This is a genomic window from Pseudotabrizicola sp. (assembly GCF_030656345.1).
Classification (GTDB): Bacteria; Pseudomonadota; Alphaproteobacteria; order Rhodobacterales; family Rhodobacteraceae; genus Pseudotabrizicola.
On the sequence record NZ_JAUSNR010000056.1, the window covers coordinates 103,881 to 127,023 of the forward strand.

General features: G+C 65.6%; 22 protein-coding genes. 10 read left to right on the top strand and 12 right to left on the bottom strand.

The window, feature by feature from the left end:
* Window positions 1-140: 140 nt before the first annotated feature.
* On the top strand, window positions 141-1,550 hold the full coding sequence (locus Q7J44_RS23040; protein ID WP_304883417.1) for a YcjX family protein: 1,410 nt from the start codon (window positions 141-143) through the stop codon (window positions 1,548-1,550).
* Entirely contained in the window at window positions 1,547-2,542 is a 996-nt protein-coding gene (locus Q7J44_RS23045) for a YcjF family protein (RefSeq protein WP_370693068.1), read from the top strand. The genes Q7J44_RS23040 and Q7J44_RS23045 overlap by 4 nt, the downstream gene beginning before the upstream one ends.
* Before the next feature lie 121 nt (window positions 2,543-2,663).
* On the opposite strand, the gene Q7J44_RS23050 is transcribed toward Q7J44_RS23045, so the two are convergent.
* From Q7J44_RS23050 to Q7J44_RS23085, 8 genes are all read right to left on the bottom strand, one after another.
* Window positions 2,664-3,461, bottom strand: a complete 798-nt coding sequence (locus tag Q7J44_RS23050) for an amino acid ABC transporter permease (protein WP_304883418.1) — start codon at window positions 3,459-3,461, stop codon at window positions 2,664-2,666.
* Between the two features lie 36 nt (window positions 3,462-3,497).
* A complete protein-coding gene (locus Q7J44_RS23055) occupies window positions 3,498-4,280 on the bottom strand; it encodes a transporter substrate-binding domain-containing protein (RefSeq protein WP_304883419.1) in 783 nt (260 codons plus the stop codon).
* Between the two features lie 155 nt (window positions 4,281-4,435).
* The gene (locus tag Q7J44_RS23060; RefSeq protein ID WP_304883420.1) at window positions 4,436-4,852 is read right to left on the bottom strand and encodes a VOC family protein; all 417 of its coding nucleotides are present in this window, start codon (window positions 4,850-4,852) and stop codon (window positions 4,436-4,438) included.
* On the bottom strand, window positions 4,849-5,910 hold the full coding sequence (locus Q7J44_RS23065) for a molybdopterin-synthase adenylyltransferase MoeB (RefSeq protein WP_304883421.1): 1,062 nt from the start codon (window positions 5,908-5,910) through the stop codon (window positions 4,849-4,851). The genes Q7J44_RS23060 and Q7J44_RS23065 overlap by 4 nt, the downstream gene beginning before the upstream one ends.
* A gap of 10 nt (window positions 5,911-5,920) precedes the next feature.
* On the bottom strand, window positions 5,921-6,388 hold the full coding sequence (dut, locus tag Q7J44_RS23070) for a dUTP diphosphatase (RefSeq protein WP_304883422.1): 468 nt from the start codon (window positions 6,386-6,388) through the stop codon (window positions 5,921-5,923).
* Window positions 6,385-7,578 (bottom strand): bifunctional phosphopantothenoylcysteine decarboxylase/phosphopantothenate--cysteine ligase CoaBC, encoded by a 1,194-nt coding sequence (gene coaBC / locus Q7J44_RS23075; RefSeq protein WP_304883423.1) that lies wholly within the window; start codon window positions 7,576-7,578, stop codon window positions 6,385-6,387. Before coaBC ends, dut begins: the two co-directional genes overlap by 4 nt.
* A 62-nt stretch (window positions 7,579-7,640) precedes the next feature.
* Window positions 7,641-8,447 carry a ChaN family lipoprotein gene (locus tag Q7J44_RS23080; RefSeq protein ID WP_304883424.1) on the bottom strand — a complete coding sequence of 269 codons (807 nt, stop codon included), beginning with the start codon at window positions 8,445-8,447 and terminating at the stop codon, window positions 7,641-7,643.
* Window positions 8,444-9,322, bottom strand: a complete 879-nt coding sequence (locus tag Q7J44_RS23085; RefSeq protein ID WP_304883425.1) for an RNA polymerase factor sigma-32 — start codon at window positions 9,320-9,322, stop codon at window positions 8,444-8,446. The genes Q7J44_RS23080 and Q7J44_RS23085 overlap by 4 nt, the downstream gene beginning before the upstream one ends.
* 95 nt (window positions 9,323-9,417) lie before the next feature.
* On the opposite strand from Q7J44_RS23085, the gene cobU reads away from it, so the two are divergent.
* From cobU to Q7J44_RS23105, 4 genes are all read left to right on the top strand, one after another.
* Complete coding sequence (gene cobU, locus Q7J44_RS23090) at window positions 9,418-9,987, top strand: bifunctional adenosylcobinamide kinase/adenosylcobinamide-phosphate guanylyltransferase (protein ID WP_304883426.1); 570 nt, start codon at window positions 9,418-9,420, stop codon at window positions 9,985-9,987.
* Complete coding sequence (locus Q7J44_RS23095) at window positions 9,984-10,550, top strand: histidine phosphatase family protein (RefSeq protein ID WP_304883427.1); 567 nt, start codon at window positions 9,984-9,986, stop codon at window positions 10,548-10,550. Before cobU ends, Q7J44_RS23095 begins: the two co-directional genes overlap by 4 nt.
* A gap of 81 nt (window positions 10,551-10,631) precedes the next feature.
* Window positions 10,632-11,501 (top strand): glutathione S-transferase, encoded by an 870-nt coding sequence (locus Q7J44_RS23100; RefSeq protein WP_304883428.1) that lies wholly within the window; start codon window positions 10,632-10,634, stop codon window positions 11,499-11,501.
* Between the two features lie 79 nt (window positions 11,502-11,580).
* Window positions 11,581-13,095, top strand: a complete 1,515-nt coding sequence (locus Q7J44_RS23105) for a YifB family Mg chelatase-like AAA ATPase (RefSeq protein ID WP_304883429.1) — start codon at window positions 11,581-11,583, stop codon at window positions 13,093-13,095.
* 142 nt (window positions 13,096-13,237) lie between these two features.
* Here the strand turns inward: Q7J44_RS23105 and gshB are convergent, their stop codons facing one another.
* From gshB to rsmI, 3 genes are read right to left on the bottom strand one after another with little or no spacing between them, the layout of a single operon-like run.
* Window positions 13,238-14,182 carry a glutathione synthase gene (gene gshB / locus Q7J44_RS23110; protein ID WP_304883430.1) on the bottom strand — a complete coding sequence of 315 codons (945 nt, stop codon included), beginning with the start codon at window positions 14,180-14,182 and terminating at the stop codon, window positions 13,238-13,240.
* 57 nt (window positions 14,183-14,239) lie between these two features.
* The gene (locus Q7J44_RS23115; protein ID WP_304883431.1) at window positions 14,240-14,593 is read right to left on the bottom strand and encodes a YraN family protein; all 354 of its coding nucleotides are present in this window, start codon (window positions 14,591-14,593) and stop codon (window positions 14,240-14,242) included.
* A 54-nt stretch (window positions 14,594-14,647) separates the two neighbouring features.
* Complete coding sequence (gene rsmI, locus Q7J44_RS23120) at window positions 14,648-15,556, bottom strand: 16S rRNA (cytidine(1402)-2'-O)-methyltransferase (protein WP_304883432.1); 909 nt, start codon at window positions 15,554-15,556, stop codon at window positions 14,648-14,650.
* 87 nt (window positions 15,557-15,643) lie between these two features.
* Here rsmI and Q7J44_RS23125 point away from each other — a divergent pair, with 87 nt between their 5' ends.
* The 3 genes from Q7J44_RS23125 to murJ all read left to right on the top strand — a co-directional run bounded on the left by Q7J44_RS23125 (window position 15,644) and on the right by murJ (window position 21,184).
* Window positions 15,644-16,816, top strand: coding sequence for a penicillin-binding protein activator (locus Q7J44_RS23125; protein ID WP_304883433.1), 1,173 nt, complete (start codon window positions 15,644-15,646; stop codon window positions 16,814-16,816).
* A 76-nt stretch (window positions 16,817-16,892) separates the two neighbouring features.
* Window positions 16,893-19,640, top strand: coding sequence for a [protein-PII] uridylyltransferase (locus Q7J44_RS23130; RefSeq protein ID WP_304883459.1), 2,748 nt, complete (start codon window positions 16,893-16,895; stop codon window positions 19,638-19,640).
* Window positions 19,637-21,184 carry a murein biosynthesis integral membrane protein MurJ gene (gene murJ / locus Q7J44_RS23135; protein WP_304883434.1) on the top strand — a complete coding sequence of 516 codons (1,548 nt, stop codon included), beginning with the start codon at window positions 19,637-19,639 and terminating at the stop codon, window positions 21,182-21,184. Before Q7J44_RS23130 ends, murJ begins: the two co-directional genes overlap by 4 nt.
* A gap of 84 nt (window positions 21,185-21,268) precedes the next feature.
* Here murJ and Q7J44_RS23140 read toward each other — a convergent pair whose 3' ends face one another.
* Window positions 21,269-21,955, bottom strand: coding sequence for a rhomboid family intramembrane serine protease (locus tag Q7J44_RS23140; protein WP_304883435.1), 687 nt, complete (start codon window positions 21,953-21,955; stop codon window positions 21,269-21,271).
* Window positions 21,956-22,042: 87 nt separating this feature from the next.
* Here Q7J44_RS23140 and trpS point away from each other — a divergent pair, with 87 nt between their 5' ends.
* Entirely contained in the window at window positions 22,043-23,089 is a 1,047-nt protein-coding gene (trpS, locus tag Q7J44_RS23145; RefSeq protein ID WP_304883436.1) for a tryptophan--tRNA ligase, read from the top strand.
* Window positions 23,090-23,143: the final 54 nt, after the last annotated feature.

The following is a 23,143-nucleotide window of genomic DNA, read 5'->3' on the forward strand; positions in this document are numbered from 1 at the left end:
GCCGGCTGCGGGAGCGCTCCGCGCGGGAGTATTTTCAAAAGGTGCAAGCCCATGGGGGGCGCGGGCCTGTCACAGGGCTTTCCCCCTACCCAGCACGGGCGGGCGTGCCTATGTTGGGGCCAGCACAAGGAAACCCGCAATTGGTTCTGTCCACCCTGACCGACGGCATCACCCGCAGCCTTGACGGCGTTGCGCGGTCTGTGACCGATATCTTTGAACCCACCCTGCGGCTGGGCGTCACCGGCCTGTCGGGCGCGGGCAAGACCGTGTTCATCACCGCGCTGGTCGCCAACCTGCTGGACCGGGGGCGGATGCCGCAACTGGTGGCCCAAAGTCAGGGCCGGATCGAAACCGTGCTGCTGCAACCGCAGCCCGACCTGACCCTTCCGCGCTTTGACTTCGAGTCCCACCTGACCGCATTGATGGGAAGTGACCCGCGCTGGCCGCAATCCACCCGGGCGGTGTCGGAACTGCGCCTGTCGTTCCGGCTACGGCCGTCAGGCTTTCTGGGCCTGACCGGCAACACACGGCTTCACCTTGATATCGTGGATTACCCCGGCGAGTGGCTGCTAGACCTGTCGCTTTTGGACAAGGACTACGCCCGCTGGGCCAGCGAGACGCTGGAACGCATTGCCAAACGGCCAGAGGCCGCCGCCTTCATGGCGCAGGCCCGCGCCGAGGACGGGTCGCTGGTGCTGGACGAACCCCGCGCCCAAGGTTTGGCCGCCACCTTCACCGCTTATCTGCACGCCGCCCGCGGCAAGGGCTGGTCTGACCTGACGCCGGGGCGGTTCCTGCTGCCGGGGGAGCTTGCAGGTTCCCCCGTGCTGACCTTCGCGCCCCTGCCCCTGCCCGCAAGCACCCCGCGCGGCAGCCTGTGGCGCGAGATGGAGCGGCGGTATGAGGCGTATAAGGCCAAGGTGGTCAAGCCGTTTTTCCGCGACCATTTCTCGCGCATCGACCGGCAGGTGGTCTTGATGGATGTGCTGGGGGCCATCCACGCGGGGCCGCGCGCGGTCGAAGACCTGCGCCGCACAATGGCCGAGATCCTGACCGCCTTCCGCCCCGGCGCGAATGGCTGGCTCACCCGGATTCTGGGCGGCAAGCGGGTGGAAAAGATCCTGTTCGCCGCCACCAAGGCCGATCACCTGCACCACCACCAGCACCCCGCCCTGACCGCGATTACCGAGGCGCTGCTGGCCGACGCGCGGCGCCGTGCCGATTTCTCCGGTGCCCGTACCATGGCCCTGTCGCTGGCATCCCTGCGCGCCACCGTGGAAGACTCTGTGCAGCGCGATGGTGCGGCGCTGGACCTTGTGCGCGGGCGGCTGGCCTCTACCGGCAAGCAGGCGGCGATGTATGCGGGCGACCTGCCCACCGATCCGGCCCGCATCCTCGCCCCCGCGCGCGAAGGGGCAGACCGCTGGCTGGACGCCGATTTCTCGCTGATGGGCTTTGCCCCGGCGCGCATGACCCTGGCCCCCGGCATGGGGCCGCCGCACATAAGGCTGGACCGCGCCGCCCAATTCCTGATCGGAGACCGGCTGTGACCGACCTGCCCCCGCCGCCCCGTAAGCCGCTGATCCTTGAACTGGAGGATGAGCTGGACCCGTCCTCCGCCGACCCGGTGCCAGATGACCTGCCGCAGGGGCAGGCGATGCAACTGGCTGCCCGCATCCGCGCGCCAAGGTCCAAACTGGCGCGTTTCGCGCTCTGGGCCTTCACCGCGTTTTTCACCTTCGCGCTGTCGGTCGCGGCCTATGATTTCGTGACCGGGCTGTTTGCCCGCAATCCGCTGCTGGGCTGGGTCGCGGGGGTGCTGCTGGTCGGCGCGCTGCTGGCAGCGGCGCTGCTCGCGGGCCGGGAATGGTCGGCCTACATGCGGCTGATGCGGCTCGATCACCTGCGCCGCGATGCCGCCACCGCCCGCCAGACCGCCGACCTGAGAGCCGCCCGCCGCACCGTGGCTTCGCTCGTCAGCCTCTATGCCGCCCGCCCCGACACCGCCTGGGGCCGCGCCCGCTTTGCCGAGCGCGAGGCCGAAGTACTGGATGCCGACGCCCTGTTGTCACTGGCCGAGGCCGAACTCCTGCCCCCGCTCGACGCCCGGGCGCGAGGGGAGGTGGAGGCGGCAGCGCGGCAGGTGGCCATGGTCACGGCGCTTGTGCCACTGGCGCTCGCCGATGTGGCCACAGCGTTGGTCGCCAACCTGCGGATGATCCGACGGATCGCTGAGATCTATGGCGGCAGATCGGGCGCGCTGGGGTCATGGGGCCTCTTGCGCCGGGTGTTTGCGTCGTTGCTGGCGGCGGGTGCACTGGCGCTGACCGATGACCTGATCGGTTCGGTCGCGGGCGGCGGTGTGCTCGCCAAGGTCTCACGCCGGTTTGGCGAAGGCGTGGTCAACGGCGCGCTGACCGCCCGCGTCGGCCTCGCCGCCATCGACCTGTGCCGCCCTATGCCCTTTGTCGCGGTTGAACGCCCCTCGACCTCGGGCACCGTCAGCCGGGCGCTCGCCGGCCTGGTGCCGCGCAAGGTGTGATGCCGCGCCCGCGCCACACCGGTTTTATGCCTCCGGCGGGAGTATTTAAGAAAGGTGCAAGCCCGGATGTGTTTTCAGGATTTGCACCTTTTCCAAATACTCAAAGCCGCCTGCGCCCCGCCTACCGCGCGGACCGCGCCCGCAGCCGCGCCTCGATCCGGCGCAGGATCAGGCTCAGCCCGATGGTCATCGTCAGATAGATCAGCGCCGCCACATTGTAGGTCTCGAAATACCGGAAATTTCCCGCCGCCGTAACCTTGGCAAGTTGCGCCACGTCCGTCACGCCCAGCACCGACACCAGCGAGCTGTCCTTGACCATCGCCACAAAGTCATTGCCCAAAGGCGGCAATATCATCCGGAACGCCTGCGGGAACACGATGTGGCGGAACCGCTGCCAACCCGTCAGCCCCAGCGCCTGCGCCGCCTCGATCTGGCCCATCGGAACCGCTTGCAGCCCGGCGCGGAAGATCTCGGCCAGAAAGGCGGAATAGGCCAGCATCAGCGCGATTACCGCGCGCGCGATCAGCGGGAAATCACGGGTGCGCCATGGGGCAATGCCAAGCGGTTCAGTCACCGCATTCACCGCCAGCACCAACATCGGAGCCAGCACAAAGGCGACATACAAGAGCAGCACGATGATCGGCACACCGCGCATGACCTCGATATAAAGCCGCGCCGCCTGCCGCAGCACAATGAAGCGCGACAGCCCCATCACCGCCAGACCCAGCCCGATACCGCAGGCCCCCAGATAGGCCACCACCGCCACGATGACCGTCACCGTGATCCCGCGCGCCAGCGTGTTCAGCACCGCACCGTAGACCGGGCTTACCAGCACCTGCCAGAACAGCACCGCCCCGGTGACAGCAAGGATCACCAGCCACCAGGGGAAGTCTTTGTCGGGCTGTGTCTGTGGGGTCATCGCCGGGCGGCGGCGCGCGGGCCGGGGCCTTTGGCCTTACTGGCCCATCTTGTAGTCAAGAAACCACCTGGTGTTCAGCGCATCCAACGTGCCATCGGCCTGCAGCGCCGCGAGCCCTGCGTTGACCGGCTCCACCAGATCTGACCCTTTGGGGAAGATGAAGCCGAAATCCTCGGTCCCCAACTTGTCGCCCACGATCTTCAACCCGCCGTTCGATGCCTCGACATAGCCCGCCCCTGCCGTGCCATCGGTCAGCACCAGATCGACATCGCCGGCCCGCAGGGCCGCGACCGTGGCCCCGAAGGTTTCAAACAGCTTGATGCGCGGGTTGGCCTCGTCGCCGTCCAGCACTTCATAGACGCCGACGAAGAACGGCGTTGTACCGGGCTGCGCTGCCATCAAAAGGTCTGCATCCGCCGCGAAACCGGCAGCATCGCTGAACCGCGTCTCATCGCCGCGCACCAGCATCACCATCTGGCTGGTCATATAGCTGTCCGAGAAGTCCACCATTTCCTTGCGGTCATCGCGGATGGTAATGCCGGTCATGCCCAGATCGAACTGCCCTTCCGACACTGCCGGGATCATCGCATCCCAGCTGATGGTCTGATAGGTCACGGTGAAGTTCAGCCGCTTTGCCAGTTCTGCCATCGCGTCATATTCCCAGCCGACCGCAGCACCCGAGGCGTCGAGAAACTGCAGCGGCGGATAGGCGTTTTCGGTCACCACCACCACCTCGCGCCCGCCCAGATCGGGCAGGGCCTGCGCCATGGCAGAGGGGGTGGACAGGGCAAGCGCAAGCGCGGCAAGGGTCAGCTTCATGGGTCAGGCTCCCGGTTGAATCGCCCCGACCGGGGGCGCAATGTGGCACAGACTATGGAATGCCGCGCGCATGGCGGCAAGGGCAGCGCGGTGCTTCGCGCGCGGCAAACCCGCCACAGGCTGCATCACCGGGCCACCTGCCCGCAAAACCCGCATTATCCGTCGCGCCCCGGCTCTTCCGGGTTGCCAGAGAAGAGGGCAATCTTGTTGCCCTGCGGGTCGCGCAGATAGCCAACATAAAATTGCGGCCCATAAGCGGCACGAAACCCCGGTTGGCCTTCGTCAGAACCGCCTGCGGCAAGCGCCGCCGCGTGCAGGGCGCGGACCTGTTGCTGGCTGCGCGCCTCGAATGCGATCATCGTGCCGTTGCCGGCCGAGGCCGGGGCCCCGTCGAACGGCGATTTGACATAGAAATCCGGCAGCCCCGCGTACTGACCCTCAGGCCTTGGCAACATGAAGCTCAGGTCGCCATGATCTTCCTCCAGCCGATAGCCAAGAGCAGGCAGGAACGCCGCGTAGAACCGCCGCGCCCGCGCAATGTCGTCAGCACCCACGGTGACATAGCCAATCATTCCGGGTGGTCCGTTCCGGTACTTGACCCGCCACACGCCGCGCACCCGTCACGCCGTTTCACCCCGATCACCCGCGTTTCAGCATAAAGCGCGTCGTGGATCAGCAGCCGCCCGCGCAAGCCCGCGCCCGCGCCGGTCAGGTGTTTCACCGCCTCCATCGCCATCATCGCGCCGATCACGCCGGGCAGGGGCGCGGCCACCCCGGCCTCGGCGCAGGTGGGCACCATGCCCGGCGCAGGCCGCACCGGGAAGACGCATTCGAAACACGGCCCGCCGCGCGCCGGGTCATACAGGCTGATCTGGCCTTCCCATTGGGTGATCGCCGCTGCAATCAGCGGCTTGGCAGCCGCAGCGCAGACCCGGTTCACCAGATAGCGGGTGTCGAAATTGTCGGTGCCGTCCAGCACCAGATCGTAATCGGCCACCAGTTCCGCCGCCAAAGCCTCATCCAGCCGCCGGTGATAGGGGCGTACCTGAATGAAAGGGTTCAGCGCCTTCATCGCCAGCTCTGCCGAGAACACCTTGGGCATCCCGATCCGCGCGTCGGTATGGATGATCTGGCGTTGCAGGTTCGACCCCTCTACCCCATCGCCGTCAATCACCCCGATCACCCCCACGCCGCTGGCCGCCAGATACATCAGGGCCGGGCTGCCAAGACCACCCGCCCCCACCACCAGCACCCGCGCGGCCTTGAGCCGTTTCTGCCCCGGCCCGCCGATCTCGCGCAGCATGATGTGGCGGGCATAGCGGTCCAGCTCTACCGGCGAAAACGTCACCGGCTTTGCCACCCCGGCCCCAGTCGCAGGCTCGGGCACCCGCCCGCGCACCCGGCGCAGCGCTGCGCGGTAGGCCAAAGCCACCCCCACAAGCACGCCCAGCACAAACCAGCCGCGAAACTCACCGCCGACAAAATCCCCCAACTGCGCCGGCATATAAGGCGCGTGCGCCAGCAACAGCACCAACAGCCAACCCCAGGCCATCAGCCAGACCCACCGCCCGGGCCAGCCCAGCCAGCGCCCGGCCCCGAACACCGCGACAAAGCCCAGAATGCCGATCATGCCGGCACGGTCATGATCGCCCGGTCGAGCCAAAGCCGCCCGCCCCGCGCGCGGTATCGCCCAGGGTTTCCACCACGGCAAAAGTCGCCTGTATCACCGGGGCCACGATCATCTGCGCCACCCGGTCGCCATGCCGCACGGTATAGGGCTGATCCGACAGGTTGATCAAAGCCACGCCCAGCGGCCCGCGATAATCGCTGTCGATGGTGCCCGGCGTGTTGGGCAGGGTGATGCCTGACTTGGTGGACAACCCCGAGCGGGGCCGGATCTGCATCTCGAACCCCTGCGGGATTTCCACCCGGATGCCGGTCGGGCAGATCGCCCGCTGCATCGGTGCAAGGGTGAACCCCGCCGCCCGCATATCGGGCGGCAGATTGGCGCGGATGTCGGCCCCCGCAGCACCCGGCGTTTCATACGCAGGCAAAGGCAGATCGCGGTCTGCCCAATCCTCAAAGACGATCTTCACAACCGGGCTCACTGCAGCGCCTCCGCAATCCTATCTGCCAATTTCCGCGCCACAGCCTCTTTGGCCATCCGCGGCCAGACCTCGGCACCGGCCTCAGTGATCACCGTCACCGCATTTTCCGCCCCGCCCATGATGCCGGTCGCGGGCGAGACATCATTGGCCACGATCCAGTCGCAGCCCTTGCGCAGGCGCTTGGTGGTGGCGTGGTCCACCACATGCTCGGTTTCCGCCGCAAAGCCCACCACCAGTCGCGGGCGCAACGTCCCCTGCGAAACTGTTGCGAGAATATCGGCGTTCTCGGCAAATTCCAGCCGTGGGGCCTGCCCCGTGCTGTCCTTCTTCATCTTCTGCGCGCCCGCATTGGCGACCCGCCAATCGGCCACCGCCGCCGCCATCACCGCCGCATCGGCGGGCAGGGCCGCCTGCACCGCCGCCAGCATCTGCGCCGCCGTTTCCACCCGCACCACATCCACCCCGCCCGGCGCGGGCACTGTGGCAGGCCCGGTCACAAACGTCACCCGCGCGCCCAGATCGCGCAGCGCCGCTGCAATCGCCGTCCCCTGCGCGCCAGAGGAGCGGTTGGCGATATAGCGCACCGGATCAATCGGCTCATGCGTCGGGCCGGACGTCACCAGCACATGCCGCCCCGCCAAAGGCCCACCGCCCAGCGCGGCACCGATGGCCGCCACAATCTCCACCGGCTCGGCCATCCGCCCCGGCCCGTATTCGCCGCAAGCCATCTCGCCCGCGTTCGGGCCGACGATCAGCACCCCGTCGCCGCGCGACGCCGCCAGATTGCGCTGCGTCGCCGGGTGCCCCCACATCCGCACATTCATCGCCGGGGCCACCAGCACCCGCTTGTCGGTCGCCAATAAAAGGGTCGAGGCCAGATCATCCGCCCGCCCCGTCGCCATCTTGGCCATCAGATCCGCCGTTGCCGGGGCCACCACCAAAAGGTCGGCGGCCCGCGAAAGCTGGATATGCCCCATCTCTGCCTCGTCGGTCAGATCGAACAGCTCCTGATACACCTTGTGCCCGCTCAGTGCCGATACGCTCAGCGGTGTCACAAACTCCGCCCCCGCCCGGGTCAGCACTGGCACCACCGATGCCCCGGCCTTTTGCACAAGCCGGATCAGTTCCAAAGACTTATAGGCCGCAATCCCGCCGCCAATGATCAACAGCACCCGTTTTCCGGCCAGCATATACACCACTCCCCTGCCGCGCGGCAGGTTAGGGCGCAAAGCCCGCCAAAGGCAACACCCCGTCAGCGAAACGCCGCACAGGGGTCGTCGCGTTCCACCGGCTCGGTCACCAGCCACAGGTCAAACGGCGCGTCTTCCGGTGCGGTGCCTTCCAGCTGCCCGACTGACAGAACCGTCACCCCCGGTGCGGCATCCGCCAGTACCGCAGGCACGCCCCAATCTTTGCGGGCGTGGCCCGATCCGGTGATCACCGCCACCGGCGGGCCGACCTCCTCCAGCGCCTGCAAGACCGCCTGCGCCAGATAGGCGTCGCGCAAGCGCTGCGCCTGCACCATACCGGGCAGCAGACCCTCTGGCATTGCATCGCAATGCGCCGCCATTTGCTCGGCCTCGCGCGCGGACTGCTCCGCCTGCGGCAGCACCCGGGCTAGCCCCGGCCCGTCCGGCATCACCGCCAAAGCCCCCTCTGTCACCGACCGCCGCGCCAGATCGCGCGGCACTTCGGCACCATAGTGGCGCGCGTCGCGTGCGGCCACGAAAACCGGATAATACATCGCAAAATCGGGCCAGCCGCTGGCCTCCCAGCCCAAGGCGCGCGACACCGCAGTCATGTCGCCAAGGTCGGCAGGCACCCGCCCCGCCGCCTCCGCGCTCAACTGCTCCCAGACCACCGCGCGCGGGGTCAGCGAAAACACCGCCCGCGCCTGATTGAGGTGATGTTCGGGGTTGTCGTGGATTTCGCCCAGCACCACGACATCAACGCGCGGCACCGTATCCAGCGCCTCCGCCCCGATTTCTGCCGCATGGGCGAAGCCTGCGGCCACAGTCAGGACCATTGGCAGGCCCAGCGTCAGGATCAGTCTGGTCATAACAGAAAGTGCTGCACTTCCCGCGACTGGTTTTCAAGGGTGCGCCGCATCTTGGCAAAGGCCGCCGCCTCCAGCTGCCGCACGCGTTCCTTGCTCAGCCCCAACTCTTCACCCAGAGATTCCAGCGTGCGCGGATCGTCCCGCAGCTTGCGCTGTGCGACAATAAACCGCTCGCGCGGTTTGAGCGCCTGCATCGCTGTCACCAGCCATTCGCGCAGGCGTTCGGAATCATGCGACAACTCCACCTGCTCCGCCGCCCCCGCCGACTCGTCTTCCAACGCGTCAATCCACTCGCGCCCGTCCTCATCGCTCGACTGCGTGGCGTTGAGCGAAAAGTCCGAGCCCGAAAGCCGCCCCTCCATCATTTCGACATCGGCCAGCGGCACCCCCACCTCGGTCGCCACCAGCTGGCGCAACTGGAACTGATCCAGCGTCTCACCGCGCTGCGACGCCTCGCGCTCCAGCTTAGCCTGCACCCGGCGCAGATTGAAAAACAGCGCCTTCTGGCTGCTGGTCGATCCGGTGCGCACCATCGACCAGTTGCGCATCACATAATCCTGAATGCTGGCCTTGATCCACCACACGGCATAGGTCGAAAACCGCACGCCACGGTCGGGGTCAAACTTGTCCGCCGCCTTCATCAGGCCAAGCGAGGCTTCCTGAATCAGATCCGGCATCGGCGCGCCGTAGCGCCGGAATTTCGACGCCATCGAAATCGCGAGCCGCATATAGGCGGTGATCAGCCGGTGCAGCGCGCGTTCATCGCGCTGGTCGCGCCAGGCATAGGCCAGCTTCAGCTCGGTCTCTGCATCCAGCAATTCCGCCCGCATCGCTTGGCGGGACATGGTTTGGTCGTTATATCCGTCCAGTGCCATCTCAGTAACTCCCGGTTCCTGATACCCCGGCGGTGGCGCGGTCTTGCGCAACAAACATGCAAACCAGCCGCCGCTTTTGAAAGGTTATACGCAACGTGTCTGCAACCGGATCACTCCAGCCCTCGACTTTTTCGCTTCCCGCCCTAACGCTGGTGATCGGCGGCGCGCGGTCAGGCAAATCGCGCCTTGCCGAACGCCTGATCACCGCCACCCATCGCCCCCGCACCTATATCGCCACCGCCCAGGCCTTTGATGCCGAGATGCAGGAGCGCATCGCCCGACACCGCACCGACCGAGGCCCGGACTGGACGACCGTTGAGGCCCCGCTCGACATCGCCGCCCCCCTGCGCAGGTGTGACCCCGCCGGGGCGGTTCTGCTTGATTGCGCCACGCTCTGGCTGTCCAACGTGCTGCTGGCCGGTCAGGATATGGACGCCTCCTCCCACAGCCTTGTCGCGGCGCTTGCCTCCAGCCCCGCTCCGGTCGTGGTGGTTTCTAACGAGGTGGGTTGGGGTATTGTTCCCGACAATGCGCTGGCCCGACAATTCCGCGACGCGCAGGGCCGCCTGAACCAGTTGATCGCCGCCCGTGCCGGGCTGGTGGTGGGTGTCATGGCGGGCCTGCCCTTCGTGCTCAAGGGCACCCTGCCCGAGGGTACGCTGTGACCCGCCTGCACCTCGTCCGCCACGGCCCCACCCATGCCAAGGCCATGGTCGGCTGGACCGACCTTGCCGCCGACCTGTCCGACACCGCCGCCATTGCACGTCTGTCGGCCCATCTGCCCGCCGATGCCGCGCTGATCTCTTCCGACCTGTCGCGCGCCGTCACCACCGCCGATGCGCTGGCCCTGCCCACACGCCTGCGCCTGCCGCATGACCCCGCCTTGCGCGAGCTGCACTTCGGCACCTGGGAAATGCAGACCTTCGCGCAAGCCGAGGCGGCAGACCCCGCCCATATCCGCGCCTTTTGGGAAACGCCGGGTGCCCTGCGCGCGCCGGGGGGCGAAGGCTGGGATGACATCACCGGGCGCATCGCAGCAGCCCTTGACCGGCTGACAGGTGACACCATCATCGTCTGCCACTTCGGTGCCATCCTCGCCGCCCTGCAGTACCGGCTTGGCCTGACCGTGCAGGCGGTGTTCCGGCACAAGATCGACAATCTGTCCGTGACAGAACTGCACAAGACGCCAGCTGGCTGGCAGGCGCTGCGCATCAATCACATTCCGTGATGACCCGCCCCATAAATCATCACTTCCCTTGCTGCCCGCCCTGCCCTTAGCTGGTCCCACCCCAAGCGAAAGGCGCATCCAATGACCACCCCCTATGACCTCGTGATCGGCGACCGCGCCTATTCCAGCTGGTCCCTGCGCGGCTGGCTGCTGTTCGATGCCTTCGGCATTCCGTACAAACTGCACAAGGCGCGGCTGTACACGGATGAGCTGCCAACCCTGCTCAAAGCCTTCCACCCCGCCCGCACCGCCCCCACAATCCGAACCCCCGATGGAGTGGTCATCCCGGAAAGCCTGGCGATTGCCGAAGAACTCGCCTCGCGCCATCCGCAGGCGGGCATCTGGCCGACAGGTCCGAACCCTCGCGCCATCGCCCGGGTGCTGGCGGCGGAAATGCACGCAGGCTTCACTGCCCTGCGGTCGCATTGCCCGATGAACCTGCGGGTCAGCTACACCGATTGCGCGCCGCCGCAAGGCGTTCTGGATGACCTGAAGCGGCTGGAAACCCTCTGGGCATGGGCATGGGACCAAACCGGAGCCCACAAATGGCTGTGCGGCGATTACTCCGCCGCCGATGTGTTCTTCGCCCCGGTCGCCAGCCGCATCGCCACCTATAACCTGCCGGTCAGCCCGCGCGCGATGGGTTATGTGCAGGCGCATCTGGCGCACCCCTCGTTCCGCCAATGGCGCGCCATGGGTCTGGTCGACGGTGCAGATCAGGACTTCTACCGCCGCGATTACGCCACACGGGACTGGCCCGGCCCCACGCCGCTGCCCGCCCGCGCGGTGGATGGCACGGCATCAGAAAACACCGCCTGCCCCTATTCCGGCAAGCGCGTCACCCATGTGCTCGAACTGGATGGCCGCCGCTTTGGCTTCTGCAACGCCTTTTGCCGCGACAAAACCGTGGCCGACCCGGCAGCCTGGCCGAAGTTCATGGCTTTGCTCTAAGCCGCTCGTCAAAGCCACCCGCATTAACCATTCGCTAACCCTGCCCCGTTAACCCTTTGCCAAGGGATCGGGGTACAAAATGGTCGCCAAAGCCTACACAGTGGCATTTGAAGGGGCAGAGGCGCGTCTGGTCGAGGTGCAATGCGCCGTGTCGCCCGGCATGCCCGGATTTTCCATCGTCGGCCTGCCCGATAAGGCGGTGTCCGAAGCGAAAGAGCGGGTGCGCGCTGCGCTCAGCGCGATGTCCATCGCGTTGCCGACCAAGAAGATCACCATCAACCTGTCGCCCGCCGACCTGCCGAAAGAAGGGTCGCATTTCGACCTCCCCATCGCGCTGGCCCTTCTGGCCGCGCTCGACATCATCCCGAAGGATGAGGTCGAAGGCACGGTGGCACTGGGCGAGTTGTCCCTCGATGGCCGGTTGATCGCAGTGATCGGCGCACTGCCCGCCGCAATGGCCGCCGCAGAAAGTGACCGCGCCCTGTTGTGCCCGCGCGCCTGCGGGGCCGAAGCGGCCTGGGTCGGGGCCACCGAAGTGCTCGCCGCCACCTCGCTGGATGAAGTGGTCCGCCACTACACCGGCCAATGCCCGCTGCCCCCGGCCGAGGCGGGCGAGGTGCTGCCCCGCAGCGGCGGCCGCGATCTGGCCGAGGTAAAGGGGCAGGAACGCGCCAAACGCGCGCTGGAAATCGCCGCCGCAGGTCGCCACCATATGCTGATGGTCGGCACGCCGGGCTCTGGCAAATCCATGCTGGCAGCGCGGCTGCCGGGAATCCTGCCACCCTTGTCGGCGGTCGAGGCGCTGGAAACTTCGATGATCCACTCGCTGGCCGGGCTGTTGACCGAAGGCGGCATTTCGCGTGACCGCCCGTTCCGCGAACCGCATCACACGGCGTCGATGGCGGCAATTGTGGGCGGCGGCAAAGGCGCAAAACCGGGGGAAATCAGCCTTGCGCATAACGGTGTGCTGTTTCTCGACGAATTCCCCGAATTCCCAAGACAGGTGCTGGAAACCCTGCGCCAGCCGATTGAAACCGGCGAGGTGATGGTGGCCCGCGCCAATGCCCATATCCGCTACCCCTGCCGCTTCCTGCTGCTGGCCGCCGCCAACCCCTGCCGCTGCGGCTACCTGTCCGACCCGGCCCGCGCCTGCGCCAAAGCGCCGCTGTGTGGCGATGACTATCTGGGCCGGATCTCAGGGCCCCTGATGGACCGCTTCGATCTGCGCGTCGACGTGCCCCCGGTCGCCTATGCCGACCTCGACCTGCCGGCGACAGGCGAAACCTCCGCCACCATCTCCGCCCGCGTGGCCGCCGCCCGCAGCCTGCAATCGATGCGATATGCCGATGACGAGACGCTGCGCGTCAACGCCGATCTGGAAGGCAGACGCCTGGAAGAGGTCGCAACCCCCGACCCGGAGGGTCGCGCCCTGATCGCCCGCGTCGCCGAACGCATGGGCCTGACCGCACGGGGCTACCACCGCGTGCTGCGCGTCGCCCGCACCATCGCCGATCTGGACGGATCAGAACAGGTCCGCCTGCCGCATGTGGCCGAGGCGATCAGCTACCGCTTTGCGGTGGGCGCAAAACCATAGCCCCACCGCAGGACAAATTTTCTGCGAAAATTTCCGTCGCCCTGCCGTCTGATGCCCCGCCAACACCCCGAATTTTCGCAGAAAATTCGTCCCGACATTTCACCCGCGCCAGCCAAATGACGGCAGTCACACCAAAGGCGCGCTAAGCCGCCCGTCTGGCCTCGACCACTTCCCATATCCGGGCCGCCGTATTGGTCCCGTCAAACCGCTCCAGCTCCTGAATGCCGGTGGGAGAGGTCACGTTGATCTCGGTCAGCCAGTCCCCGATCACATCGATGCCGACAAAGATCTGCCCGTTGTCGCGCAGCACTGGCCCAATCACAGCACAAATTTCCAGATCGCGCGCGGTCAGCCCCACCTGCTCGGGCCGCCCCCCCGCATGCATGTTCGACCGGGTCTCCCCCTCCTGCGGCACCCGGTTGATCGCCCCCACCGGCTCGCCGTTCACCAAAATTACCCGCTTGTCCCCGGCCGCCACCGCCGGCAAAAACTTCTGCACGATCAACGGTTCGCGGTTCATGCCGGTGAACATCTCATGCAGACTGGCCAGATTGCGGTCGTTCGGGTCCAGCCGGAACACCCCCGCGCCGCCATTGCCGTACAAAGGCTTCAGAATGATATCGCCATGCCGCGCCTTGAACGCCCGGATCGTCGCCAGATCCCGGGCAATTGCCGTCGGCGGGGTCAGGTGCGGGAAACGCAGCACCAACAGCTTTTCCGGAAAATTCCGCACCCAGAACGGATCATTTACCACCAAGGTCTTCGGATGGATCATCTCCAGCAGATGGGTCGTGGTGATATAGCCCATGTCGAATGGCGGATCCTGGCGCAGCCAGACCACATCCATGTCAGACAGATCGACCTCAACCTCAGGCCCGAAACTCACATGATTGCCAAGCTCGCGCCGCAGCTCAATCCAGAACCCCCGCGCCATGACCCGGCCCTCGACAAAGGCCAGCCGGTCCGGCGGGTAATAGAACAACGCATGCCCCCGCGCCTGCGCTTCAAGCGCGATGCGAAACGTGCTGTCGGCATTGATATTGACAGATCCGATAGGGTCCATCTGCAGGGCAACCTTAAGCGGCATTGGCAATCCTCCGTGATTGCCGCAGCATTGGCGCAAAGCGCAGAAAGATGCAAACTGTCAGGCGGCGAACGCGTTTTCCAACACCTTGATCCGGCCAGTCCCGTCGACGAGCGCCACATCAAACCGCACAGGGGTCAGCGATCCCGCAGGTTCCTTACCGATAAAGCACTCGGCCGACGCATAAATCCGCGCCATCTGCCGGGGCGTCACCCGCTCTGCGGCGATCGCATGGCTGCGGGCCTGCTTGACCTCGATGAAAATCACCTCTGTTCCGTCACGGGCAATCAGATCGATCTCACCGCCCGGGCCGCGCCAGCGCCGGGCAACCACCTGCCGGCCGGACCGGTCATAGAATTGTGCAACCTGATCTTCCGCCGAAACTCCGGCATAATAGCTTGTGCGTCCGCTCATCCCGCATCCTTTCGTGACCAATTCCACCCATCAGCAGGCCAAAACACCCGCCAGTCAGCCATCCTTCCCCGTCCGGGCCCGCGACAGCGCAAGCTGATAGACCTCGCGCCTCGGCACGCCATAGGCATCGGCAATCGCCGCAGCTGCATCCTTGATCGACATGCTGTCCATTGCACGGTCAAGCGCCGCTTCGACCGTCCCGGCATCGGCCTGCACTTCTGCCCCGCGGTCGATCAGCAACACGATTTCGCCCTTCACATCCCGCCCGTCATAGGCTGTCACCAGATCTGCCAGCGTGCCGCGGGTCACTTCTTCAAACCGTTTCGTCAGTTCCCGGCACACCACCGCCTGTCTCTCTTCCCCGAACACTCGCACACATTCACCTAATGTTTCGATAATGCGTTTCGGACTTTCATACAAAATAACCGTCGCCTGGGTCCGCACCAGCCCGTCCAGGAACCTGCGCCGCCCCGCCTTGGCCGAGGGCGGGAAGCCCGCGAACAAGAATCGGTCTGACGGCAGGCCCGATACGGTCAGCGCGCACAGCACCGCCGATGCGCCGGGGGCGGCCAGCACCGGCAGGTCTTCTGCAATCGCCGCCCGGGCCAGCCCGAATCCGGGGTCAGAAATCAGCGGGGTTCCCGCTTCTGACGCATAGACCACCGATTTGCCCTCGCTCAGCGCCCGCATCAGCCGGGGCAGGGCCTGCGCCTCATTATGCTCATGATAGGGCACGAGGGCCCGGTCTTTCAGCGCCACCCCGTGGATCTCCATCAGGTGGCGCAGACTGCGGGTGTCTTCTGCGGCCAGCACATCTGCCCCGGCCAGCAGGTCCAGCGCCCGCAGGGTGATATCGCGCGCAGCCCCGATCGGGGTTGCGATGAAATACAGCCCCGGCGGAATCTCGCGTGCGGCGGCCTGATGCCGGTCAATTTGGACGGAGTTCTCGCTTTCGGCTGTCATCGTGCTGGTCCTGACAAGTTTACTTCGTCGGTCATTGCCCGTAAGTTCAGCCTTCAACGCTGCGCCGTTCGGGAAGAGGAAGTCCATATGTTGTCTGTTATACGCCGGGCCCGCAAGTCGCTGGGTCATGCGGCCCTTGCCTTGGCTGCGATGGCCCTTGCCGCCTGTCAGCCCGCCGGTGGCCCGGGTGGCGCGGTGGTTGATTCGTCAGCTCCGGTGATCGTGGCGCTGCTGGTGCCCTCAGGCTCGGGTCAGGCCAGTGATGAGCTGCTGGCGCGCTCCTTGCAGAATGCCGCCCGTCTGGCGATCACCGATCTGGGCACCAACCGGATCGACCTGCGGGTCTACAACACCGCCGGTCAGCCCGCGACGGCGCAGGCCATGACCACCCGCGCCATTGACGAAGGAGCCAGAATCATCCTCGGCCCGGTCTTCGCGCAAGAGGCGAATGCCGCCGGCGCTGCGGCACGGGCACGTGGCATCAATGTTCTGGCGTTTTCCAACAACCCCGATATTGCCGGCGGCAATGTCTTCATCCTTGGCCAGACCTTCGGCAACACCGCCGACCGGCTGGCCGGCTATGCCGTGCGCAATGGCAAAAGCCGGATCATGGTGGTGCATGACCAGAACACTGCCGGCCAGCTGGGCCGCCGGGCGATCGAACAGGGCGTGGCCCGGGCCGGCGGCTCGGTGGTCGCGGTCGGGTCTTACGAATTCTCGCAAAACGGCGTGCTGTCTGCCGCACCGCGCATTGCTGCGACCGCGCGCGACAACAATGCCGACGCGGTATTCCTGACCGCCGATACGGCGGGGGCGCTGCCACTGGTAAGCCAGATTCTGGCCGACAATGGGCTCTCGCCTTCGGTGACCCAGTTCATCGGACTGACCCGCTGGGACATTCCGCAAGCAACGCTTGGCCTGCCGGGTGTGCAGGGCGGCTGGTTTGCCCTGCCCGATCCGGCGCGCTATCAGCAGTATCAGAACCGCTATCAAGCCGCCTTCGGCGAGCCGCCGCATCCGATTTCCGGCCTTGCCTATGACGGTATCGCCGCCATCGGGGCCTTGCTGAAACAGGGCCGCACCACAGACCTGAACGCACAGGCACTGACTCAGGCCGCCGGTTTTGTCGGGGTCAACGGCATCTTCCGCCTGCGCTCTGACGGGCAGAACGAACGCGGGCTGGCCGTGGCCCAGATCCGCAACAATCAGGTCGTGATCATCGACGCTGCGCCGCGCAGCTTCGGCGGCTTCGGGTCATAAGGCCAGACCCGTGGCGCGCACCGCCGCCACCCGATCGCCCCTTGCGGGCGCAGCCCCCGCCTTGGCTGCGCCCGACATGCTTTTGCCACCCGACCAGATCATCGACACCGCCGCCTGTCTGGCGGCCATCGCGCAAGAGCTGAAAACCACCAGCCCCGCCGCCCCTGACAGCCGGGAACAGCGCAGCATCGCGGTCCGCCACCTGGCGCAGGTGCGGGCGCGCGGCAATGCCGCTCTGGCCGAGGCGTTTCTTGCGCGTCCGCGCGACGCCCGCGCGCTGGTGCTGGGCCAGTCGGTGCTGACCGACGGGCTGGTGCGCATCGTGCTGCACGTGGCCTGCCACTGGCTGCACCCGCTGCCCAACCCCACCGAATCGGAGCGCATCGCCGTGGTCGCCGTCGGCGGTTATGGTCGGGCCGAGATGGCCCCGGCATCAGATGTCGACCTGCTGTTCCTGACCCCGTGGAAAACCACGCCCTGGGCTGAAAGCGTGGTCGAATCCATGCTGTACATGCTGTGGGACCTGAAGCTGAAGGTCGGCCACGCGACCCGTACCGTCAAGGACTGCATCCGTCTGGGGCGCGAGGATATCACCATCCGCACCGCCCTTCTGGAACATCGCTTTATTGCCGGATACGAGCCGCTGGCGACGGATCTTGGCGACAGGCTCTGGTCCGATCTGTTCCGCAACACCGGCCCGGAATTCATCGAGGCCAAACTCGCCGAACGCGCCGAACGCCACAAACGTCAGGGCGGGCAGCGCTATGTGCTGGAACCCAATGTCAAAGAGGGCAAGGGGGGCCTGCGCGATCTGCAGACCCTGTACTGGATCGGCAAATACCTGCACCGCGTGCCCGCCGCGCGCGAGCTGGTGGCCATCGGCCTGTTCCGCCCCGAAGAATACGACACCTTCCGCACCGCCGAGGAATTCCTCTGGGCCGTGCGCTGCCATCTGCACTACATCACCGGCCGCGCCATGGACCAGCTGACCTTCGACCTGCAGGTCGAGGTTGCCGAACGCATGGGCTACCGCGATGCAAATGGGCGCCGCGCGGTGGAAATCTTCATGCAGGACTACTTCCGCCACGCCACCCGCGTCGGCGAGCTGACCCGCATCTTCCTCACCGAACTCGAAGCCCGCCACGCCAAGCCCGAGGCCAGCCTGTTCGGCATCTTCAAGCGCAAGAAACGCGTGCGCGACGGCTACCGGCTGGTGCAGGGCCGCATCGACGTGATCGACGAGGTCGCCTTCCTGACCGACCCGCTGAACCTGCTGCAGATCTTCGAAGAAGCCCTGCGCACAGGCTACCTGCTGCACCCCAATGTCATGCGGATGATCGCAGCCAACCTGTCGCTGATCGACGACACGGTGCGCGACAACCCCGAAGCGGTGCGCCTGTTCACCGACATGCTGCTCAAACACGGCAACCCGGAACGTGCCTTGCGCCGTATGAACGAGTTGGGCGTGCTGGGCGCCTTCATCCCGGAGTTTGAACGCATCGTCGCGATGATGCAGTTCAACGTCTACCACCATTACACTGTGGACGAACACATCATCCAATGCGTCAGCGTTCTGGCCCAGATCGAACGCGGCGAGCTGATCGAGGAACTGCCCGTCGCCTCCGGCATCCTCAACGCCGGAATCAACCGCAAGGTGCTGTATGTGGCCCTCTTGCTGCATGATATCGGCAAGGGCCGGCCAGAGGATCATTCGATCATCGGCGCGCAGATGGCCCGCCGCATCGCCCCCCGCCTTGGGCTGACGCATGACGAAACCGAAACCGTAGAATGGCTGGTGCGCTATCATCTGCTGATGTCCGATGTCGCGCAAAAGCGTGACATTGGCGATCCGCGCACGCTGCGCGACTTTGCCAAGGCGGTGAAAACCCGCAAACGGCTGGATCTGCTGACCGTGCTGACCGTCTGCGACATCCGCGGCGTCGGCCCCGGCACCTGGAACAACTGGAAAGCCATGCTGCTGCGCCGGTTGTATCATGAAACCGCCGAGGCGCTGGAAAACGGGCTGGAAAACGTCAACCGCACCAAGCGCGAGGCCGAGGGCAAGAAAGCCCTGCGCGAAGCGCTGTCCGATTGGCCGCAAGCCGATATCCGCGCCGAACTGGCCCGGCACTACGCCCCCTATTGGCAGGGCCTGCCGACAGAGACCCAAGCCGTTTTCGCCCGCCTGCTGCGCGGTCTGGCCGATGACGAGATTCGTATCGACCTGCACCCCGAACCCGACCGCGATGCCACCCGCGCTGCCTTTGCGCTGGCCGATCATCCGGGCATCTTCTCACGCCTTGCAGGTGCCTTGGCGCTGGTGGGGGCCAACGTCGTCGACGCCCGCACCTATACGTCGAAAGACGGCTATGCCACGGCGGTGTTCTGGGTGCAGGACGCCGACGGCAAACCCTATGATGAAGCCCGCCTGCCCCGCCTGCGCAGCATGATCGAGAAAACCCTGCGCGGTGAGGTTGTGGCCCGCGACGCCCTGAAAGACCGTGACAAGGTGAAAAAGCGCGAAAGCGAATTCCGCTTTCCGACCCATGTCATATTCGACAACGAAGGGTCAGACATCTACACCATCATCGAGGTGGATACCCGCGACCGCCCCGGCCTGCTGTATGATCTGACCCGCACGCTGGCCAACAACAACATCTATATTGCCAGCGCCGTCATCGCGACCTATGGCGCACAGGTGGTCGACAGCTTTTACGTCAAGGATATGTTCGGGTTGAAAATGCATTCCAAACCCAAGCAGGACGCACTGGAAAAAAAGCTGCGCCAGGCCATCATCGAAGGCAGGGAACGGGCAACGCAATGAAACCGATCCGGCTGATCCGCTCGATCATGGTGGTCGGCGGCTGGACGCTGCTGTCACGCGGTGCTGGCTTTGCCCGTGATATCATGATGGCAGCCTATCTGGGTGCCGGCCCGGTGGCAGAGGCGTTTCTGATCGCCTTTTCCCTGCCCAACATGTTCCGCCGCTTCTTTGCCGAAGGCGCTTTTAACATGGCCTTCGTGCCAATGTTCTCCAAAAAGCTGGAAGGCGGCGAAGATGCCAAGGGCTTTGCCCGCGATGCATTTTCCGGACTGGCGGGGATTCTGATCGTGTTCTCATTGCTGGGCACCCTGGCAATGCCCTGGCTGGTCTGGGCCATGGCATCGGGCTTTGCCGGTGACGAACGCTTTGATCTGGCGGTGCTGTATGGCCGGATCGGGTTTTCCTACATCCTGTTCATCAGCCTTGTGGCGCTGCTGTCCGGCGTGCTGAACGCCTTTGGCCGCTTTACCGAGGCATCTTTCGTGCCGGTGCTGATGAACCTGATGTTCATTGCCTCAATGCTGCTGGCCGACCGTTTCGGCTGGGATATGGGCCTGACCCTTGCATGGACGGTGCCGCTGACCGGCGTTGCGCAATTCGCCTTCACATGGTGGTCTGCGGCGCGCATGGGCTTTGCGCTGGTGCCAACATGGCCGAAAATGACGCCAGAGCTGAAACGCCTGTTCATCATCGCCGCGCCTGCCGTGCTGGCGGGGGGCGTCATCCAGATCAACCTGCTGGTGGGCCGTCAGGTCGCCAGCTTTACCGAAGGCGCGGTGGCGTGGCTGTCCTATGCCGACCGCCTGTATCAGCTGCCGCTTGGCGTGGTCGGCATTGCCATCGGCACCGTGCTGCTGCCCGATCTGTCGCGCCGCCTGCGCGCAGGCGATGCGCAGGGCGGGCGGGACAGCTTCAACCGGGGCACAGAATTTGCGCTGGCGCTGACCTTTCCGGCGGCGGTGGCGCTGGTGGTGATTGCCATGCCGCTGTGCGCCGTGCTGTTCCAGCGCGGGGCCTTCGGCCCGGATGATACCGCCAATACCGCGATGGCGCTCGCCGCCTACGGGCTGGGCCTGCCCGCCTTTGTGTTCCAGAAGGTGCTGCAACCGCTGTATTACGCGCGTGAAGATACCAGGCGCCCGTTCCGCTATGCCGTGATCTGCATGATCGTGAACGCGCTGATCGCCATCGGGCTGATGCCGGTGATCGGCTTTGTCGCGGCGGCGCTGGCCACCACGCTGTCGGCCTGGGTGATGGTCTGGCAGCTGTGGCGCGGCAGTCGCGGCATGGGGCCAGAGGCGCAGTTTGACCCCCGCTTCCGCGCCCGGTCATGGCGGATACTGCTGGCGTCCTTTGCCATGGGTCTGGTGCTGTTTGGCATGATGACCGCCCTTGGCCCGATGCTGGGCACACCCGGGCTGCGCTATCTGGGACTGGCGCTGCTGATCGGCGCAGGCATCGTCAGCTATTTCGCCATCGGCACCCTGATCGGCGCGTTCCGGCTGTCGGATTTCAGGTCGGCCCTGCGCCGCAAATCGGGCTGACGAGCTCAAAGCTTAAGAGTTCATCAAAGTCAAAAACAACCCTTTGAATTCATTGGGTCGGCACCCCCGTAATACAGGTCGAAGCTAGCGCTGCCGCACCTTTTCCAACACCCGCCCCCAGCCCCCCGGGCTGACCACGAAAGACAGCACAAACCCGGTCGCAAACCCGGTCAGATCGGCTACCCATTCATAGCCCCCCCCGAACAGCAGCCCAAAGATCAGCTGAATGCCCAGCAGGAACCCGATGAGGGTAAAGGCCCGGTACTTGTTTGCCCCCACCGCCGCCAGATTGACCCACAACAGGAAGGTGAACCCCCCGATCAACCCGTAGACCGCCGGATACGCTCCGATCAGCGGCGCGCGAACCCCCGGCAGCGCCAGCGTGTAGACCAAGGCCCCCACGATGGCCGAGGCAAAGAAGATCAGCAGCACCGCCCACCAGCGGAACACCTCGCCCACCATCTTGCCCAAGGCCAGCAAGATGACGACAGCAAAGATCACATGGGTCAGACTGCCATGCACAAAGGGGTAGCTCACCAGCCGGTGCCACCCGTCCAGCGGAAACTGCCCGGTCTCCAGCAGATACCGCATCAGGTCTGGCGAAAAGGCCAGCCGCTCCAGCGCCTGCAGGCGCCAGCCAATCCCCTGCGCCCCGCCGACCAGCCCGGCCCCGGCCGCAGCCAGCACCAGCTCCATCGCGATCATCGGCAGGGCAAGCACCCAGACCACCAGCGGCAGCGGGTTCAGCGGGGCGGCATTCATGTCTTGCATCGGGCTCTCCTGCGGGGCCTGCGCAATTGACGCCCCCTTGCCCATGGATTACGCCAGCCGGGACGCTTTATCCAGATGGAGACGACCATGTCAGAGCCTTCGGCGGTCCAAACGCCGCAAGCCTTCCCGCCGCGGATCTTTTCGGGCATCCAGCCATCGGGCGGGCTGACCCTGGGGAATTACCTTGGTGCCCTGAAACGCTTTGCGCAAAAGCAGGATGAGGGGATCGAGACGATCTATTGTCTGGTCGACATGCACGCCATCACCGTCTGGCAAGACCCGGCCAAGCTGCGCCAGCAGACGCGTGAGGGGGCAGCGGCCTTCATCGCCTCGGGCGTCGATCCGGCCCGGTCGGTCCTGTTCAACCAGTCACAGGTCAGCGCCCATGCGGAACTCGCGTGGATCTTCAACTGTGTCGCCCGTCTGGGCTGGATGAACCGGATGACCCAGTTCAAGGACAAGGCTGGCAAGAACGCCGAAGCCGCGTCGCTGGGTCTGTACGCCTATCCCGCGCTGATGGCCGCCGATATCATGGCCTATCACGCCACCCACGTGCCGGTGGGCGAGGATCAGAAGCAGCATCTGGAACTGACCCGCGATATCGCGGCCAAGTTCAACCATGACTACGGGGTAGAATTCTTCCCGATCGTCGAACCGCTGATCGAAGGTGCCGCTACCCGCGTCATGTCCCTGCGCGATGGTACCAGGAAGATGTCGAAATCCGACCCGTCGGACCAGTCGCGCATCAACCTGACCGATGATGCAGATGCCATCGCCGCCAAGATCCGCAAGGCCAAGACCGATGCCGAACCCCTGCCCGAAACCCTCGACGGTCTGAAAGACCGGGCCGAGGCGCGCAATCTGGTGAACATTTATGCAGCCCTTGCCGGGATGACGGCGGCAGAGGTGGTCGCCGAAAACGCTGGCGCCCTGTTCGGGACGTTCAAGCCGAAGCTGGCCGATCTGGCCGTATCGGTGATGGCCCCGATCACGACCCAGATGAACCGTCTGATGCAGGACCCGGCCGAAATTGACCGCATTCTGGGCGCAGGGGCCGACCGGGCCGAGGCGATTGCGCGGCCCATTCTGGACCGCGTCTACGATATCACGGGCATGATACGGTCACGCCGCTGACAGGGGTAAACCGTCTGGCACAGCCGCTTCCCCCGCAGGGATAGGGGCTGTGCC

Coding starts and splice junctions, on each gene's coding strand:
- Q7J44_RS23050 (WP_304883418.1), bottom strand. CDS start 3,461: ATGACCCCACAGACACAGCCCGACAAAGACTTCCCCTGGTGGCTGGTG.
- Q7J44_RS23055 (WP_304883419.1), bottom strand. CDS start 4,280: ATGAAGCTGACCCTTGCCGCGCTTGCGCTTGCCCTGTCCACCCCCTCT.
- Q7J44_RS23060 (WP_304883420.1), bottom strand. CDS start 4,852: ATGATTGGCTATGTCACCGTGGGTGCTGACGACATTGCGCGGGCGCGG.
- Q7J44_RS23065 (WP_304883421.1), bottom strand. CDS start 5,910: ATGATCGGCATTCTGGGCTTTGTCGCGGTGTTCGGGGCCGGGCGCTGG.
- coaBC (WP_304883423.1), bottom strand. CDS start 7,578: ATGCTGGCCGGAAAACGGGTGCTGTTGATCATTGGCGGCGGGATTGCG.
- Q7J44_RS23080 (WP_304883424.1), bottom strand. CDS start 8,447: ATGACCAGACTGATCCTGACGCTGGGCCTGCCAATGGTCCTGACTGTG.
- Q7J44_RS23085 (WP_304883425.1), bottom strand. CDS start 9,322: ATGGCACTGGACGGATATAACGACCAAACCATGTCCCGCCAAGCGATG.
- Q7J44_RS23100 (WP_304883428.1), top strand. CDS start 10,632: ATGACCACCCCCTATGACCTCGTGATCGGCGACCGCGCCTATTCCAGC.
- Q7J44_RS23105 (WP_304883429.1), top strand. CDS start 11,581: ATGGTCGCCAAAGCCTACACAGTGGCATTTGAAGGGGCAGAGGCGCGT.
- gshB (WP_304883430.1), bottom strand. CDS start 14,182: ATGCCGCTTAAGGTTGCCCTGCAGATGGACCCTATCGGATCTGTCAAT.
- Q7J44_RS23115 (WP_304883431.1), bottom strand. CDS start 14,593: ATGAGCGGACGCACAAGCTATTATGCCGGAGTTTCGGCGGAAGATCAG.
- rsmI (WP_304883432.1), bottom strand. CDS start 15,556: ATGACAGCCGAAAGCGAGAACTCCGTCCAAATTGACCGGCATCAGGCC.
- Q7J44_RS23125 (WP_304883433.1), top strand. CDS start 15,644: ATGTTGTCTGTTATACGCCGGGCCCGCAAGTCGCTGGGTCATGCGGCC.
- Q7J44_RS23130 (WP_304883459.1), top strand. CDS start 16,893: ATGCTTTTGCCACCCGACCAGATCATCGACACCGCCGCCTGTCTGGCG.
- murJ (WP_304883434.1), top strand. CDS start 19,637: ATGAAACCGATCCGGCTGATCCGCTCGATCATGGTGGTCGGCGGCTGG.
- Q7J44_RS23140 (WP_304883435.1), bottom strand. CDS start 21,955: ATGCAAGACATGAATGCCGCCCCGCTGAACCCGCTGCCGCTGGTGGTC.
- trpS (WP_304883436.1), top strand. CDS start 22,043: ATGTCAGAGCCTTCGGCGGTCCAAACGCCGCAAGCCTTCCCGCCGCGG.